The organism is Acidovorax sp. 22279, assembly GCF_052045435.1.
In the GTDB taxonomy this organism is placed as follows: Bacteria; Pseudomonadota; Gammaproteobacteria; order Burkholderiales; family Burkholderiaceae_C; genus Acidovorax; species Acidovorax delafieldii.
Window position 1 is genome coordinate 600,851 of the sequence record NZ_JBQEOV010000001.1, and the last position, 17,121, is coordinate 617,971.

At 67.8% G+C, this 17,121-nt stretch carries 12 protein-coding genes and 1 pseudogene; 8 read left to right on the top strand and 5 right to left on the bottom strand.

Annotated features, from left to right (window positions below; genetic code table 11):
- Nucleotides 1-31: 31 nt before the first annotated feature.
- The gene (locus ACTJKQ_RS02630) at nt 32-898 is read left to right on the top strand and encodes a ChaN family lipoprotein (protein WP_440595912.1); all 867 of its coding nucleotides are present in this window, start codon (nt 32-34) and stop codon (nt 896-898) included.
- A gap of 26 nt (nt 899-924) precedes the next feature.
- Here ACTJKQ_RS02630 and ACTJKQ_RS02635 read toward each other — a convergent pair whose 3' ends face one another.
- Nucleotides 925-3,243 carry a putative bifunctional diguanylate cyclase/phosphodiesterase gene (locus tag ACTJKQ_RS02635; RefSeq protein WP_440595913.1) on the bottom strand — a complete coding sequence of 773 codons (2,319 nt, stop codon included), beginning with the start codon at nt 3,241-3,243 and terminating at the stop codon, nt 925-927.
- A gap of 72 nt (nt 3,244-3,315) precedes the next feature.
- Here ACTJKQ_RS02635 and purU point away from each other — a divergent pair, with 72 nt between their 5' ends.
- The 5 genes from purU (at nt 3,316) to ACTJKQ_RS02660 (ending at nt 7,926) form a co-directional block, all read left to right on the top strand.
- Nucleotides 3,316-4,164 carry a formyltetrahydrofolate deformylase gene (purU, locus tag ACTJKQ_RS02640; protein WP_056059864.1) on the top strand — a complete coding sequence of 283 codons (849 nt, stop codon included), beginning with the start codon at nt 3,316-3,318 and terminating at the stop codon, nt 4,162-4,164.
- A 13-nt stretch (nt 4,165-4,177) separates the two neighbouring features.
- On the top strand, nt 4,178-5,083 hold the full coding sequence (locus ACTJKQ_RS02645) for a LysR substrate-binding domain-containing protein (RefSeq protein WP_056059867.1): 906 nt from the start codon (nt 4,178-4,180) through the stop codon (nt 5,081-5,083).
- 269 nt (nt 5,084-5,352) lie between these two features.
- Nucleotides 5,353-6,852, top strand: coding sequence for an FAD-linked oxidase C-terminal domain-containing protein (locus tag ACTJKQ_RS02650; protein ID WP_056059869.1), 1,500 nt, complete (start codon nt 5,353-5,355; stop codon nt 6,850-6,852).
- 5 nt (nt 6,853-6,857) lie between these two features.
- Nucleotides 6,858-7,217 (top strand): CidA/LrgA family protein, encoded by a 360-nt coding sequence (locus ACTJKQ_RS02655; protein WP_440595914.1) that lies wholly within the window; start codon nt 6,858-6,860, stop codon nt 7,215-7,217.
- Nucleotides 7,201-7,926, top strand: coding sequence for an LrgB family protein (locus ACTJKQ_RS02660; protein WP_440595915.1), 726 nt, complete (start codon nt 7,201-7,203; stop codon nt 7,924-7,926). The genes ACTJKQ_RS02655 and ACTJKQ_RS02660 overlap by 17 nt, the downstream gene beginning before the upstream one ends.
- A gap of 55 nt (nt 7,927-7,981) precedes the next feature.
- On the opposite strand, the pseudogene ACTJKQ_RS02665 reads toward ACTJKQ_RS02660, so the two are convergent.
- A pseudogene (locus tag ACTJKQ_RS02665) lies at nt 7,982-9,277 on the bottom strand (DUF445 domain-containing protein).
- Between the two features lie 33 nt (nt 9,278-9,310).
- Entirely contained in the window at nt 9,311-10,450 is a 1,140-nt protein-coding gene (locus tag ACTJKQ_RS02670; protein WP_116748696.1) for an aminotransferase class V-fold PLP-dependent enzyme, read from the bottom strand.
- Nucleotides 10,451-10,539: 89 nt separating this feature from the next.
- Between ACTJKQ_RS02670 and ACTJKQ_RS02675 the strand changes: the two genes are divergently transcribed.
- Nucleotides 10,540-11,346, top strand: a complete 807-nt coding sequence (locus ACTJKQ_RS02675) for a helix-turn-helix domain-containing protein (protein WP_440595916.1) — start codon at nt 10,540-10,542, stop codon at nt 11,344-11,346.
- Between the two features lie 95 nt (nt 11,347-11,441).
- Nucleotides 11,442-12,053 carry a LysE family translocator gene (locus tag ACTJKQ_RS02680; RefSeq protein WP_440595917.1) on the top strand — a complete coding sequence of 204 codons (612 nt, stop codon included), beginning with the start codon at nt 11,442-11,444 and terminating at the stop codon, nt 12,051-12,053.
- A gap of 28 nt (nt 12,054-12,081) precedes the next feature.
- Here the strand turns inward: ACTJKQ_RS02680 and ACTJKQ_RS02685 are convergent, their stop codons facing one another.
- Together ACTJKQ_RS02685 and ACTJKQ_RS02690 are read right to left on the bottom strand one after the other, a co-directional pair.
- Nucleotides 12,082-15,354 (bottom strand): carboxyl transferase domain-containing protein, encoded by a 3,273-nt coding sequence (locus ACTJKQ_RS02685; RefSeq protein ID WP_440595934.1) that lies wholly within the window; start codon nt 15,352-15,354, stop codon nt 12,082-12,084.
- 87 nt (nt 15,355-15,441) lie between these two features.
- The gene (locus ACTJKQ_RS02690) at nt 15,442-17,052 is read right to left on the bottom strand and encodes an AMP-binding protein (RefSeq protein ID WP_440595918.1); all 1,611 of its coding nucleotides are present in this window, start codon (nt 17,050-17,052) and stop codon (nt 15,442-15,444) included.
- Nucleotides 17,053-17,121: the final 69 nt, after the last annotated feature.

Here is a 17,121-nt window from a genome sequence, read left to right on the forward strand (position 1 = left end):
GGGTCAAGAGCGGCCCGCGTAGCATGGAGCCATGCAACGACTGCCCCTCCCTCTCCTGCGCACCTGGCTGGTGCTGGGAAGCGCCACCGTGGCGCTGGCTGGCTGCGCCTACGCCCCCGCCACCGGCACGCCGCCCTCCCCCCTCTGGACCGACCGCTTGCAGAGCCTGCTGCCCGCCGATGTACTGCTGCTGGGCGAGCAGCACGATGCGCCCGACCACCAGCGCCTGCAGCGCGAGGCCGTGGCGTGGCTGTCCTCGCGCGGGCAGCTGGCGGCCGTGGTGATGGAGATGGCCGAGCGGGGCCACAGCACCCGGGGCCTGCCGCGCGATGCCAGCGAAGCGCAGGCCCAGGCCGCCCTGCAATGGGACAACGCCGCCTGGCCATGGCAGGCCTATGGCCCGGTGGTGATGGCGGCCGTGGGCGCCGGCGTGCCCGTGCTGGGAGGCAACCTGCCCCGCGCCCGCATGCGGGCCGCCATGGCGGAGACCGCCTGGGACCGGCACTTGCCCGCCCCCGCGCTGGCGCAGCAATACCAGGCGCTGCGCGACGGCCACTGCGGGCTGCTGCCGGAGTCGCAAATTGCGCCCATGGCCCGCATCCAGATCGCCCGCGACGCCAGCATGGCCCGGACGGCCCAGGAGGCGTTGCGCTCCGGCCAGACGGTGCTGCTGGTGGCTGGTGGCGGCCATGTGCTGCGCCACCTGGGCGTGCCAACGCATTGGCCGGCAAATCTGGTGTCAAAAGTAGTGATCGCGCAGGTGGAACATGCGTCGGCCGCTGTCAAATCAGGTGCACAAGCAGATGCCGTGGTCCAGACCCCGGCGCTGCCCCCGCGTGATGTGTGCGCAGAGTTGCGCGAGCAGTGGCGCCCTGCGCCCCCCGGACAGAAGGTCTGAGCGCACTCAGGGCCTGTTCACCCTATTCAGCCCTGCGCAGCGGCAGGCTCCGCCTGCGCGCGCAGCAGCGCCACAAAATCGTCGGCGGGTACAGGGCGGCTGCACAGGTAGCCCTGGTAGGCGTCGCAGCCCCGTTCGCGCAGAAAGGCCAGCTGGCCCTCGGTCTCCACCCCCTCGGCCAGCACCGACAGGCCCATGCTGTGCCCCATGGCAATGATGGCGGCGCTGATGGCCATGTCGTCCTCGCTTTGCGGAATATCGCGGATGAATCCCTGGTCGATCTTGAGCACGTCGATGGGAAACCGCTTGAGCTGCGCCAGCGACGAATAGCCGGTGCCGAAGTCATCCACCGCGATGCGTACCCCCAGCTCGCGCAGGCGCACCAGCACCTGGCGGGCTTCTTCGGTACGTTCGGCCAGGGCGCTTTCGGTGATCTCCAGCTCCAGCAGTGCCGCGGGGAACCCGCTGGCCTGCAGCGCGGCCGCCGTGCAACCGGCCAAGTCGGTCAGGTGGAACTGGCGCGGTGACACATTCAGCGCCAGGGTCAGCGGTGGCAGCCCCGCATCACGCCATTGCTGGCCCTGACGGCAGACCTCGCGCACCACCCATTCCCCCAGCGGGCCGATGACGCCCGAGGTCTCGGCCACGGGAATGAAGCGCGCGGGGGAGATCAGCCCCTCTTGCGGGTCGTTCCAGCGCACCAGGGCTTCGGCGCCCTGGATGCGACCGGTGGCAATGTCGATCTGGGGCTGGTAGTACATCTGCAGATGGCCCTGGGCCAGCGCCAGGCGCAGGCGCGACTCCAGCTCCAGCCGCTCGCGGGCCGCCTGGGTCATGGCCTCGTGGAAGAAGCACCACGCCCCCCGGCCGCGCGCCTTGGCGCCATAGACCGCCGCGTGGGCGCCCTGCAGCAGCAGCTCGGTGGTGCCAGCGTGCTCCGGGAACATGCAGATGCCCACACTGACGCCCGCCACCACCTCGAGCCCGTCGGGCGAACGCCAGGGCTCGGCCACGGCGCGGATCAGGTGGCGCGCCACGGCGGCGGCACCATCGGCATGGCGCAGGTTGCGCGCCACCACGGCCAGCTCGTCACCCGCCATGCGCCCCAGCACGTCTCCGGGCCGCAGGGCGGACTGCACCTGCCGCGCAATGTGTTTGAGCACCTCGTCGCCCGTGGCATGGCCGTAGCTGTCGTTCACGTCCTTGAAGCGGTCCAGGTTGAGCAGCAGCACGGCGATGTGCTCGCCACTGCCTTGCGCCTCCTGCACCGCTAGCTCCAGCTGGTGTCCGAACCAGGTGCGGTTGGACAAGCCCGTGAGCGGGTCGTTGTGCGCCAAGTATTCCAGTTGCCGCTGCTGGGCCTTTTCTTCGGAGATGTCGGTGAACATGCACACGTAGTGCGTGATCTCGCCCGCCGGGTCGCGCACGGCCGACAGGGACATGTGCTCCGGGAAGATCTCGCCGTTCTTGCGGCGGTTCCAGATCTCGCCCTGCCAGTACCCGGTTTCGGTCAGCGCCGACCACATCGCCTCATAAAAAGCCTTGTCGTGGCGGCCCGACTTGAAGACGCGCGGGGTCTTGCCCAGCAGCTCCTCCTCGGTATAGCCCAGCAGGCGGGTGAACGCCGCGTTGACCGACAGGATGCGGCTGTGGGCGTCAGTCACCACCACGCCCTCCATGGTGTTGTCCACCACTGTGGCTGCCAGGCGCTGGCGGGCCTCGCTGCGCTGCAGCGCCGCACGCGCGGCCTTGATCTCGTCGAGGTCCTGCACCACACACACCAGGTGCGCGGGCTCATCGCCCACTTCGGGCGCCAGCGTCACGGTGCACAGCACAGGCGCCCGGCGGCCGTTGTCCAGCCGCAGGCAGTGGCGCTCGCCCACATAGTGGTCGATCTCGCCAGCCAGCAGGCGCTCCAGCTGCGACGCCGCCCAGTCAGGATCCTGGGCGATCATCACATCGCGAAAATTGAGGCCCAGCGTCTGCGCGGGCGTGGCCCCCAGCAGGTCGCACAGGCGGGCGTTGGCCCACAAAAAGCTGCCGTCCAGCGCCACCCGCGCAAACCCGGCCGGCGCATGGCGCACGATCTGCGTCAGCTCCTGCGCCATGGCCATGCGCACCTTTTCGGCGCGGCGCATGCGCCGCAGCAGCCACCAGGCCAGGCCGCTGGTCAGCGCCACATAGCCCCAGCCCTTCCAGGTCTGGAAACGGGTCAACAGGGCCGGGTCGGTCACCCAGTGGGCCAGCAACACATCGCCCGCAAACACCCAGGCCACCCCCAGCACCAGGTACAGCAGCATGCCCCGCCAGGGGACCAGTGATGAGGCATAGCCCTCGTTGCCCATTGCGCTTCTTGCGCTCCTTGTTGATTTCACGGTTTCACGGCCTTTGGCCCTTGCTGCGACAATTGCACAGCTATGACCAACGCCTACATCCTTACCCTGTCCTGCCCCGACCGCCTGGGGCTGGTGCACGCCGTCTCCGGCTTTTTGCTGGAGCATGGCGGCAACATCGAAGAAGCCGCGCAGTACAACGACCACGCCACGGGCCTGTTCTTCATGCGGGTGCAGTTTGCCTGCGACCAGCACGACCACCCCACCCTCAAAGCGCGCCTGACCAGCTTTGCCGAGCCCTACAACATGCACTGGAGCCTGCACGCCACGGCAGCCCCCATGAAAACCGTGCTCATGGTCAGCAAGGAAGGCCACTGCCTCAACGACCTGCTGTTCCGCTGGAAGAGTGGCCTGCTGCCCATTGACATCCGCGCCATCATCAGCAACCACCGCGACTTCTACCAGCTGGCGGCCAGCTACAACGTGCCGTTTCATCACATCCCGATGACGGGCAGCACCAAGGCCCAGGCCGAAGCCAAACAGTTTGAGATTATCGAGGGCGAAGGGGCCGAGTTGGTGGTATTGGCCCGTTACATGCAGATACTTTCTCTTGACCTATGTCAAAAGTTGGCCGGTCGGGCCATCAACATCCACCACAGCTTCCTGCCCAGCTTCAAGGGCGCCAAGCCTTACTACCAGGCCCATGACCGGGGCGTGAAGCTGATCGGCGCCACGGCCCACTACGTAACGGCCGACCTGGACGAAGGCCCGATCATCGAACAGGACGTGGCCCGTGCGGACCACACCGACACCGTGGAAGACCTCACCGCCCGTGGCCGCGACACCGAAAGCCAGGTGCTGGCCCGCGCCGTGAAGTGGCACAGCGAGCACCGCGTGATCCTGAACGGTCACAAGACGGTGATCTTCCGCTAGATTGCTTCGTCCCATGGCCACGGCAGCTCCGTCCTCTTTTCTCAGCAGCGCCGCACGACGCATTCCGCCCATCCAGTGCCTGCTGACGTTCGAGGCCCTGGCCCGCCTGCGCAGCGTGACGCAGACTGCCGACGAGCTGTGCGTGACGCCCAGCGCCGTGAGCCACCGCGTCAAGCAGCTGGAGCAGATCCTGGGGGTGCGGCTGTTTGGCCGGGCCGATTTTTCGCTCACCACCGAGGGCAGCGCCTACCTGGCCCATGTGCGCGAGGGGTTGGGTGCGCTGCAGCGGTTCCCCGGCCAGGCGGCCGCGCCAGGGCGCCGGCGGCTCAAGCTGGCCGTGACGCCCACGTTTGCGCGCACCATTCTCATCCCCCGCCTGCGCCAGTTCACCGAGGCCTATCCCGAGATCGACCTGGCGCTGCAGGTCTCCATTCCGCTGCTGGACGTGGTGGCCGAGGATGCCGACCTGATGGTGCGCTTTGGCCCCGGCCACTATGCCGACGTGGAGCATGTGGAGCTGGCGCGCGACGTGGTCACGCCCCTGGCCTCGCCCGCATTTGTGCGCGAGCACGGGCCCTTTGACCGCCCCGAGGACCTGGAGGGCGTGCCCCTGCTGCGCAGCCCGCTGGAGCCTTGGCGCACCTGGTTTGCTGCCACGGGTCTCGACTGGGCCGAGCCCAGCGAGGGCTCGCAGTTCAACGACATCGGCCTGATGTGTGACGGCGCCGCTGCCGGCATGGGCGTGGCGCTGGTACGCCTGAAGCTGGGCGCGCCCTGGCTGGAGAACGGCACACTGGTGCGCCTGTTTGACACCGACACCGCCAGCCCCCACGCGCACTACCTGTGCTGGCGCACGGGCACCATGGACCGGTGGGAATGCGCGGCGTTTGCCGAGTGGCTGCGCAAAACCATGGCGTAGTAAAGGTATCCCCCTGAGTCGCCTTGGGCGCCTTCCCCCTTCTCTCGGCTGCGCCGGGAAGGGGGACGCAGCCCTTGCTGCGAGGCGGCCCTTGCTCGGCCGCCCTCGCCCGAGCCGCGCCCGCCTCCATCAGGTTCAGGCAAATTTGCCTCCAGCGCTTGCTCAACAGGCACCAGCAGCTATCAATTGGTGAGCAATCCGGTGTTTTTCACAATCCCCTGAAGAAAAGCTCAAGCCCGGGCACCGAGCCATCCCCTACAGTGACAGCCATGAACACTGCCGCCGACCCCACCGTAGCCCTGTCCGAACGCGCCGCGCGCCAGGCCGAGGTTGTCCAGGCCCTGGGCCGCGTGCTGCCCGCCCACGCACTGCTCTGGCACAACGAGGACACCACGCCCTACGAATGCGACGGCCTCACCGCCTACCGCCAGCGCCCGCTGGTGGTGTGCCTGCCGGAAACCTACGACGAGGTGCAGGCCGTGCTGCAGGTGTGCCACCGGCTGCAGGTGCCGGTGGTGGCGCGCGGTGCGGGCACGGGCCTGTCGGGCGGCGCCATGCCGCACGCCCTGGGCGTGACGATGTCGCTGGCCAAGTTCAACCGCATCCTCGACATCAACCCCGAAAGCCGCACGGCCGTGGTGCAGTGTGGCGTGCGCAACCTGGCGATCAGCGAGGCGGCGGCACCCTACAACCTCTACTACGCGCCCGACCCCAGCAGCCAGATCGCCTGCACCATCGGCGGCAACGTGGCCGAAAACTCGGGCGGCGTGCACTGCCTCAAATACGGCCTCACCGTGCACAACGTGCTCAAGGTGAAAGGCTTCACGGTGGAAGGCGAGCCCGTCGAATTCGGCAGCGAGGCACTCGACGCCCCCGGCTACGACCTGCTGGCCGCCGTGATCGGCAGCGAGGGCATGCTGGCCGTGACCACCGAGGTCACCGTCAAGCTCATCCCCAAGCCCCAGCTGGCGCGCTGCATCATGGCCAGCTTTGACGACGTGCGCAAAGCGGGCGACGCGGTGGCTGCCGTCATCGCGGCGGGCATCATCCCGGCTGGCCTGGAGATGATGGACAAACCCATGACCGCTGCCGTGGAGGACTTTGTGCATGCGGGCTACGACCTGACTGCGGAAGCCATCCTGCTGTGCGAGAGCGACGGCACACCCGAAGAGGTAGAGGAAGAAATCGGCCGCATGAGCGACGTGCTGCGCGCTGCAGGCGCCACCGCCATCTCGGTCAGCAACGACGAAGCCGAGCGCCTGCGCTTCTGGAGCGGCCGCAAGAACGCCTTCCCCGCCAGCGGCCGCATCAGCCCCGACTACATGTGCATGGACTCGACCATCCCGCGCAAGCGCTTGGCCGACATCCTGCTCGCCATCCAGGAGATGGAAAAGAAGTACCAGCTGCGCTGCGCCAACGTGTTCCACGCGGGCGACGGCAACCTACACCCGCTGATCCTGTTTGATGCGAACGACGCCGACCAGCTGCACCGCTGCGAGCTGTTTGGCGCCGACATTCTGGAAACCAGCGTGGCCATGGGCGGCACGGTGACGGGCGAACATGGCGTGGGCGTGGAGAAGCTCAACAGCATGTGCGTGCAGTTTTCTGCGGCTGAGAACGCGCAGATGTTCGGGCTCAAGCACGCGTTTGATCCGGCAGGGTTGCTGAACCCCGGCAAGGTAATCCCCACGCTGAACCGGTGCGCGGAGTACGGGAAGATGCTGGTGCGTGGGGGGCAGATCAAGCACCCCGACCTGCCGCGTTTCTGATCGCCATGAAGGCGCTGCAAGGGCTGGCCTTTCTTCTGCTCATGCAGTCGGGGGGCGAGGCGCTGTCTCACTTTTTGAAGCTCCCGGTCCCAGGGCCGGTGGTCGGCATGGTGCTGCTCTTGCTAGCCTTGCATTGGCAGCCCGTTCGGGATGCCGTAGCCCCGGCGGCGGGCTTCTTGCTCCAGCACCTGTCGCTGCTGTTTGTGCCGGTGGGCGTGGGGGTGATGACCCATCTGGCGCTGCTGAGCACCTATGGCCTGCAGCTGGTGGCGGTGATTGTGCTGTCCACCTGGGTCGGTATGGCCGTGACGGCGCTGGTGCTGCGTCTTTTGCATCCCAAGGAGAACCATGGCGAACTTCGTTGAGCTGTGGGTGTACCTGGCATCGGCCCCACTGTTCGGGCTGACCGCAACGCTGGCGGTGTATGTGCTGGCGCAGGCTCTGTCGGTGCGCTCGGGGCACGCGCCCTGGGCCAACCCGGTGATGCTGTCGGTGGCCATTCTGGCCACGGTCATGCTGGCCACCGGCACGGCCTATCCCACGTACTTTGCGGGCGCGCAGTTCATCCACTTCTTGCTGGGCCCTGCGGTGGTGGCGCTGGGCTGGCCCCTGTGGCAGCGCCGCGCGGCCTTGCGCTCGCGTTGGGGCCGGCTGGTGCTGGCCTCGCTGGCGGGTGGCAGCGCGGCGGCCGCCAGCGCTGTAGGCCTGGGCTGGGCACTGGACCTGCCGGGTGATGTGCTGATGTCGCTAGCCCCCAAATCCGTCACCGCCCCGGTCGCCATGGGTATCGCCGCACAGATCGGCGGCGTGCCCGCCCTGGCCGCCGTGTTCGCGGCGCTGACGGGCATGGTGGGGGCGCTGTCTGCGCGCTGGTTGTTTGGCTTGATGCGCCTGCCCACCGACGCGCAAGGCATGGCGCTGCGGGGCTTTGCGCTGGGCACGGCGTCACATGGCATCGGCGCGGCGCATGCGCTGCAGGTGCATGCCGAAGCGGGGGCGTATGCAGGGTTGGCGCTGGGGCTGCAGGTGGTGTTGGCGGCGGTGCTGATGTCGCTGGTGTTTCGGCTGTTGTGAGGGGTGTGACGGGGGCATCGCCTCTTTTCCCACGCTGCGCCGCGCTCAGCGGCCCTCACCCGCCCCACAAAGCCCGCCCCATCTCCCCCACATGCGACACCGCAAACAGCACCAGCCCAATCAACCCGCCCACCACGGTGCCGTTGATACGGATGTACTGCAAATCCTTCCCAATGTTCAGCTCAATCAGCTGTGTCATCTCTTCCGTATCCCACCGCAGCACCGTGTCCTCGATGTGCTGCGCAATGAACGCGGACACATCTGGCGCCAGCCCCTCCACCCACCGCTCCAGCCGGTCGTTGAACGACTGCCGCAGCGCCGCGTCCCCCGCCAGCGACTCGCCCAGCCATAGCCCCAGTTTGCCCACCTGCCGCGCCAGCACCGAGTTGGTATCGGCCAGGTCGCGTTGCAGAGCGCCGCGCAGATCCAGCCACAAGGTCTGCACATAACCTGCCACCGTGGCGTCGGTCTGCAACCAGGTGCGGATCTCCTCGCCCTTGCGCTCCCATTCCGGGTCGCTGCGAAGACGCTCGATAAAGCGCTGCACCGCCACATCAAACCGCGCACGCAGTGCATGCTGCGGGTTGGCGGCCACATCGGCCATCAGGCTCTCCAGCGCGCGGGCCAGCAGGGCCGAGCCCTTGTCGCCCAGCCAGTCGCTGGGCAGCAACTTCTCGGTGCGCGGGTGGTCCTTCTTGAGTCAGGCCACGATGGACTGCGCGACCCAGGTGCGGGTTTGCTCGTTCTGCAACAGTTCGATGAGCTTGGCCAGCACGTCGTCCAGCAGCGCCTGGTGACGGCCATTGTGCGTGAGGGTGTCGAGCACTGCCGCCAGGGCACGCGACATATCCACCTGCCCGATCAAGGCACGCGCGGCCTTGTGGATGAAGCGCTCCACCTGCGCGTCCTGCACCGTCTCCAGCGCAGCCGATGCCAGGCGCGTGGCCTGGTGGCCCAGCAGCGCGGCGTTGCCGGGGGCAGTCAGCCACTGCGCCAGCCGCTCGGCGGGGTCGTGCCGGCGGATCAGAGACACCAGCGAGGGCACATCCAGGAACTTATCGCGCACAAAGGTGGCGAGGTTGCGGCCGATGCGCGCTTTGTTGCGCGCAATGACCGCTGTGTTCGGAATGGGCAGGCCCAGCGGGCGCCGGAACAGCGCCACCACCGCAAACCAGTCGGCCAGCGCACCCACCATGGCGGCTTCAGCCATGGCTTTCACGCAGTTGAGCAGCAGGCCGCGTTCGACCACGCTGGTGGCGATGAACACCGCCGTCACCAGCAGCAATAGGCCCAGTGCCTGGCGCTTGGCCCGGCGCAAGGCGAAAATTGCGCTATCAGTCTCGGCGTTCATCCGGGCAAGCCCGCCGACTTGGACCGCAACCCGTCAGGCCGCCGCCGCAATCTGGTCCAGCGCCTTCGACAGGTGGCCCACCGTGCGGTCCACGTTGTGCCACTTCTCCAGGCCAAACAGGCCGATGCGGAAGGTCTTGAAGTCCGGCCCTTCATCGCACTGCAGCGGCACACCCGCAGCAGTCTGCAGGCCCACTTCCATGAACTTCTTGCCGTTCTGGATGCCGGGGTCGGTGGTGTAGCTCACCACCACGCCGGGCGCCTTGAAGCCGTCGGCCGCCACGCTGGGGAAGCCGCGCGATTCGAGTAGCGCCCGCACCTTGGCGCCCAGTTCGATCTGCTCGTCACGCACCTTGGAAAATCCATATTCACGCGTCTCGGCCATCACCTCGCGCAGGCGCACCAGCGCGTCGGTGGGCATGGTGGTGTGGTACGCGTGCTGGCCCTTTTCGTAGCCCTCGGCAATCTGCATCCACTTCTTGAGGTCGCACGAGAAGCTGCTGCTCGTGGTGCCCTCGATGGCTTCGCGCGCACGCTCGGACAGCATCACCATGGCGCAGCAGGGCGATCCGCTCCAGCCCTTTTGCGGCGCGCTGATGAGCACATCCACGCCCGTGGCCTGCATGTCCACCCACATCGCGCCCGACGCCACGCAGTCCAGCACAAACAGCGCGCCCACCTCATGCGCAGCTGCCGTCAGCGTGCGGATGTAGTCGTCGGACAGGATGATGCCGCTGGCCGTCTCCACATGGGGCGCGAACACCACCTTGGGCTTTTCAGCGCGGATGGTAGCGGCGACTTCCTCAGCGGGGCATGGTGCCCAGGGCGCCTGCGGGCCACTGCCCTGCTGGCGCGCCTTGCACACCACGGAACCACCCCCCAGGCCCTTGTCGGCATCAAAGATCTGCGTCCAGCGGTAGCTGAACCAGCCGTTGCGCACGATGAGCACCTTTTCCTTGTTGGCAAACTGGCGCGCCACGGCCTCCATGCCGAAGGTACCGCTGCCGGGCACCAGCACGGCAGTGTGGGCGTGGTAGACCTCTTTGAGCGTGCCCAGGATGTCCTGCACCACGCCGGTGAAGCGCTTGGACATGTGGTTGAGCGCGCGGTCGGTGTAGACCACCGAAAACTCAAGCAAACCATCGGGGTCGATATCGGGCAAAAGGCCGGGCATGGGGAGTCTCCGCGTGTGAAACTGGGGTAGGAAAAAGGGACGATCAGGTCAGCTTATCATGGCCCCGCGCCACCCCAAGGCCGCGCGCCATGCAGCAAAAACCCTTCCGATTCCTGCCCACCGCACTGCCCGGCATCGAAGCAATGCAGGCCGACTCCCGCCTCGTCTTCGGCAGGCACATGCACTTGCAGTTCGGCCTCGGCGTGATCGAGCGGGGTGCGCAGAAATCGGCCAGCGGCCGGGGGATTGTGGAATCAGGCCCAGGCGACACCATCACGGTCAACCCCGGCGAAGTCCACGATGGCATGCCGCTGGACGAGCGTGGACGCGCCTGGCGCATGCTCTACCTAGAGCCTGCCCTGGTGGCGCCATTGGCGGCAGAGGTGCATCCGGGCCCGCTCGGCTCCGCCTTCGAATTCCATGCTCCGACGATGCGCGATGCGCGGCTGGCGGCCCAGGTACTGGCGCTGTTCGACGCGGCCACCCACCGCCCCAACCACTCGGCCGCAGCGCTGCATGTTGAGGAATGCTTGTTGCACGTGCTGAGCGGGCTGCTGCGGCCGAAGGGCCACCAACAATCCGCCGCGACCATCACCAGGGCTCGCACCATGATGGACGACGATCCCACCGAGCCCTGGAGTCTCGCGCAACTGGCCGATGCAGCAAATTTGAGCCGCTACCAGCTTGTGCGCCAATTTGCCCAGGCCACGGGCCTCACGCCACACGCCTACCTGCTGCAGCGCCGACTGCAACTTGCGCGCCATCTGATGGGCGCGGGTACGCCCCTGGCCGATGTCGCCGCAGCCAGTGGCTTTGCCGACCAAAGCCACCTGACGCGCCTCTTCACGCGCAGCTTTGGCATCACACCCGGCGCCTACGTTCGCGCACGCGGCTGACAGCCCGGCCCCTGCAATTTCGTTCAAGACCGTTGTGCGGGGGTTGGCGGATGCTGCGGGCATCGCCACTTCACGCCGCCGCGCGGCCCCTCGCCATGGGCATCGAATTCCTCATCACCTCTCTCATCGTGGTCATCTCGCCGGGGCCAGGAACCCTGCTGACCGTGGCGGCCGGGCTCTCGGGCGGCGCGCGAGCCGCCGCCGTGACGGCGCTGGGCTGCACGCTCGGCATCGTGCCGCACCTGCTGGCGGCGATCACCGGGCTGGCCGCACTTCTCAACGCCAGCGCCACGGCATTCGAAGTCCTGCGCTACGCGGGGGTCGCCTACCTGGTCTACATGGGCTGGGCCACGTGGCGCTCGCCCGCCACACTGGAGGTTCGCACTGACGCACCCGCACGCACAGCCGGTGGGCGTATCGCGGAAGCCATGCTGATCAACCTGCTCAACCCCAAGCTGTCGCTGTTCTTCCTCACCTTTCTGCCGCAGTTCATCGCACCGGGTGAAGCGCAGCCCGCGTGGCGCATGGTCCAGCTCTCGCTGGTCTTCATGGCAATGACCTTTGTGGTGTTCTTGGGCTATGGCGTCTTTGCCGCCCGGTTTCGTGACCAGGTGCTGCAGCGCCCCGGCGCGCAGGTGTGGCTGCGCCGCGGCTTTGCGGCCGCGTTTGTCGGGCTCGGCGCAAAACTCGCCCTGATGCACCGATAGGCACCACCGTGCCAGGTGCCGTGCTGCTTCACCAGGTATCGATGCAACGTGGACCCAGCGGAGCCACCTGCGCCGACGCCAGCCCCCGCGCCAGCCAGGCCCGCGTGTCGGCCGGGTCGATCACCGCGTCGATCTCCAGCGTGGCGGCCATGTGCATCGCCTCGCCGTTGGCGTAGGACTTGGCCAGCAGCTTGGCAAACAGCGCGTCGCGCTCGGCGCCCTCGGGCAGCGCCTCCAGCTCCTTGCGAAAGCCTAGGCGCACGGCGCCTTCGAGCCCCATGGCGCCGAACTCGCCCGTGGGCCAGGCGACAGTGAACACGGGCGCATGGAAGCCCCCGGCCGTCATGCCCATGGCGCCCAGGCCGTAACCCTTGCGCAGCACCACGCTGAAGGTGGGTACACGCAGGCTGGCGGCGGTGACGAACAGGCGGCTCACGTGGCGCACCTGGGCCGTGGCTTCGACCTCGGGGCCGACCATGAAGCCGGGCGTGTCCACCAGGCTCACGATGGGCAGGCCATGCGCGTTACACAGCTGCATGAAGCGCGCGCCCTTGTCGGCCGCATCGGCGTCGATGGCGCCGCCCAGGTGTTGCGGGTTGTTGGCCAGCAGGCCCACAGGGCGGCCTTCGATGCGCGCCAGCGCCGTGTGGATGCCCGCACCGAAGCCGGTGCGCAGCAGCAGCAGGCTGCCGTCGTCCACCAGGCCCGCCATCGCCGTGCGGGTGTCGTACACGCGCAGGCGGTTCTCGGGCACCACGGCGCGCAGCAGGCGCTGGTCGGGTGCAGACCACTGCGATGTGCGGCCCTGGAAGAACGACAGATAGTGGCGCGCGGCCTGCACCGCCCCGGCCTCGTCATCGACCAGCACGTCGATCACGCCGTTGGCATGCTGCACGCGGCTCGGGCCGATCTGCTCGGGCTTGAAGACGCCCAGCCCACCGCCTTCGATCATGGCCGGGCCGCCCATGCCGATGTTGCTAGCGCGCGTGGCAATGATCACGTCGCTGCAGCCCAGCAGCGCCGCGTTGCCCGCAAAGCAGCGCCCAGCGGCGATGCCGATGACTGGCACCTGGCCCGACAGCGCCGCGTAGCTGGCGAAGGTGTGCACATGCAGCCCCGCCACCACGGGCATGTCGGTGTCGCCCGGGCGCCCGCCGCCGCCCTCGGCGAACAGCACCACGGGCAGCTTCTGGGCCAGCGCGATGCCGAGCATGCGGTCGGTCTTGGCATGATTGCGTGCGCCCTGGGTGCCTGCGAGCACGGTGGCGTCATACGACATGACCACCGCGCGGGATTTCACCTCGCCAAACAGTGCACCGTTGATGCCGCCAATGCCCGTGACCATGCCATCGGCGGGCGTGTTGGCAATCAGGTCTTCCTTGCTGCGGCGGCGCGTTTGCGCGGCGATGGCGAGGGCACCATATTCGATGAAGCTGCCGTCGTCACACAGGTCGGCAATGTTCTCGCGCGCGGAGCGGCCGCCTTGCGCGTGGCGCTTGGCCATGGCGTCGGGGCGCGCGGCGTCGAGCGTGAAGGCGTGGCGGTCGATGACGCGTTGCAGGTCGGCGCGGATGTGGTCCGGGTCATGTGCCGTGCTGCCCTGCACTTCGACATCGGCCGCATCGTCCAAAGCCTCCAGCACCAGCAGCGGCTGCCCCTGCGCGACGTAGCCACCGGCCACGGCCAGCAGCGCGCCCACGCGGCCTGCGTGCAGGGCCAGCAGCACGTGCTCCATCTTCATGGCTTCGAGCACGGCCAGCTCAGCGCCTGCGGCGACCACGTCGCCCTCGGCCACGCTCAGCTGCACCAGGCGGGCGGGCATGGGGGCCAGCACGGCGCCGTCAGGGGTGTCAGAGGCGACATGCGTTTCTTTTTTCCCTGTAGCGCTAGTCGAATCTGCCTTGATAGCTATATTTTTAGTAGCAACCAGAAGCTCTGGCAGCACCGACTCCAGCCAGCGCGTGTGCACCTGCTGGCTCTCCATTTCGGGCCGTGTTGCCAGCGCCTGCAGTAGCGCGAGGTTGGTGGCCACACCCTCGATGCGACACTCGGCCAGCGCGCGCTGCGAGCGGCGCAGCGCATCGGCAAAACGCGGGCTGCGCGTGTGCACGATGAGCTTGGCCAGCAGCGTGTCGTAGTGCGGCGACGGCGTGGCGCCTGCTGCGCCGTGCGTGTCCACGCGCACGCCGGGGCCTGCGGGCAGGTCAAAGCGGCTGAGCGTACCGCTGCCCGGGGTGGCGTTGCCCTGTGCGTCCAGCGTCTCGGCGTTGATGCGCCACTGCACGGCAAAGCCCAACACGGCAGGCGGTGCGGCAGGGTCGAGGCCGATGTCCTGCAACGTGCAGCCTGCGGCCAGCGCGATCTGCGCCTGCACCAGGTCCACGCCGGTGACCTCTTCGGTGATGGTGTGCTCCACCTGCAGGCGCGGGTTGCATTCGATGAACACAAACGGCAAGTCGCTGGAGGCCAGGTCCACCAGAAACTCAAACGTGCCCAGGCCCTCGTAGGCCACGGCCCGCGCCATCGACAAGGCAGCGGTGGTGATCCGCTCGCGCAGCGCTGCGGGCAGCGAAGGGCTGGGCGCGATCTCCACCACCTTCTGAAAGCGCCGCTGCAGCGTACATTCGCGCTCGCCCAGGGCGATCACCTCGCGCCCATCGCCCAGCACCTGCACCTCGATGTGGCGGGCGTTGCCCATCAGGCGCTCCACGTACACACCGTCCACACCAAAGGCGGCCTGCGCCTCGCTGCGACAGCGCGCGTAGGCAGCGGGCAAGTCATCGGCCGACGCCACCGCGCGCATGCCCCGCCCGCCGCCGCCACCGATGGCCTTGATGACGATGCCAGCATGGGCGTGCTGCGCGAAGAAGGCCTGGGCCTCCTCCAGAGACACCGCCGCCTGCGTGCCGGGCATGAGCGGCACGCCCTGCTGCTGCGCCAGCGCACGGGCCTGCGCCTTGTCGCCGAACAGCGCGAGCTGCGCAGGCGTGGGGCCGATGAAGCGCAGCCCCGCCTCGGCACACGCGCGGGCAAAGTCGGCGCGCTCGCTCAAGAAGCCGTAGCCCGGGTGCACGGCGTCGCAGCCCTGCGCCTTCGCAATGGCGATGAGGCGCGCACCGTCCAGGTACGCCGCTGGGCCGGTGGCGCCCAGCGACACGGCCGCACTGGCTGCGTGGACATGGGGGCTGGTGGCGTCATCGTCGGCATACACGGCCACGCTGGTGATGCCCAGGTCGTGCAGGGCGCGCACGGTGCGCAGTGCGATTTCGCCCCGATTGGCAACCAGCACTTTGGTGAACAGAACAGAAGATGGCATGGGGCAGTCGCTCTATTTTTTATAGCTGCCAGCGCATATTCAACTAGCACCGGCAGCCAATTTTTCACTCATTCAAGCAATATCACGCAGCAGGCGGCGCAGCACCTTGCCCGCGCCCGTGGCGGGCAGTGCGTCGATGAAACGCACCTCGCGCGGGGCTTTGTAGGGCGCCATGTTCTCGCGGCACCAGGCCACCAGGCCGGCGGCGTCCACCTCCTGGCCGGACTTCTTGACGATGAAGGCGCGCACCACCTCACCCTTTTCCGCATCGGGCACGCCAATCACGGCGGCCTGGGCCACGGCGGGGTGCTTGATGAGCAGGGTCTCGACCTCTTCGGGGAACACGCTGTAGCCCGACACCTTGATCATTTCCTTGAAGCGGCCGATGAAGGTGACATAGCCGTCCGCATCAATCTTGCCCATATCGCCGGTGTAGACCCAGCCGTCACGCAGGGTCTTGGCCGTGGCCTCGGGCTTGTTCCAGTAGCCCTGGAAGTTGCCGGGGCCGTGGATGGTGATCTCGCCCACCTCGCCAACGGCCAGCGGCGCGCCGGTGTCGGGGTCGACGATGCGCAGGGTGTTGCCCGGCACGGGCTTGCCCTGGGTGCCCCAGCGGATCGCGTCCACCGGCATGGCGGTGTCCACGGTGTGCGTTTCGGACAGCCCGTAGGCCGCCTCGTGCGCAATGCAGTTCGGCGCGAACTGCTGCCACTGCAGGGCCAGCGCCTCGGTGAAGGTGATGCCGAAGCTGGTGACTGGGTTGCGGCGCAGCGCGCTCCAGTCCATCTCGCGTGCGCCGGGCACCTGCATGAGCGCGCCGTTCATGGGCGCGATGCTGTACCACCAGGTCACGCGGTGGCGCTCCAGCGCCTGGGCCACGCCCAGCGGGTCAAAACGGTACAGCAGCACGGCCGTGGCGCCGGTGTACACGGGCAGGTTCACGCCCATCACCATACCGGCGATGTGGTACAGCGGGGCCACGGCCAGCAGCGTTTCGTGCGGCGTCATGCCATTGCAGTCGGCCGACGCGGCGGTCTTGAAGGTGGCATTGCCGTAGCTCAGCATCGCGCCCTTCGGCAACCCGGTGGTGCCCGAGGTATAGGTCATGAGCGAAATGTCATCCATCGACAGCGCCACGGGCGCAGGCCGCGCACCGGTGCGGGTGGTGGCCAAGAAGTCTTCGCAGCCCGCAGGCACCGGAGCCATGGCGGCGCGCATGGCCAGCAGCTCGGCGGGTACGTCGATGCTGGGCGTGCCCTCGGGTAGCAGCTCGGCATAGCGCACCACAAACACCTGCTGCAGCGCAGTCTTGGCGCGCACCTTGTCCACCACGGGCAGCAGCACATCGGCCGCGACGATCACGCGCGCCTGCAGGTCGGTGAGCTGGTATTCGAGCTCATGCTCCTTGTTCAGCGGCCCGCAAGGGCAGACGATGGCGCCGATCTTCTGGATGCCGTAGTGCGCCATCACGTACTGCGGGCAGTTGTTCATGAACAGTGCCACGGGCTCGCCCTTGGCCACACCCAGCGCCTGCAGGTGCGCGGCAAATGCATCACTGGCCGCATCAAGCTGCGCCCAGGTGAGGGGCTGGCCGTACCAGAGGTAGGCGATGCGGTCGGGCGTTTCGCGCGCGTGACGGCGCAGGTGTTCGTGCAGCAGCAGCTGCGGTGCGGCAGAAGGCATGGCGTTGTCTCCGAGGTGTCTGAAATCGCTGGTTCTTGGCGGCCACTCAGGGTTTTCTCTGAGCACCCT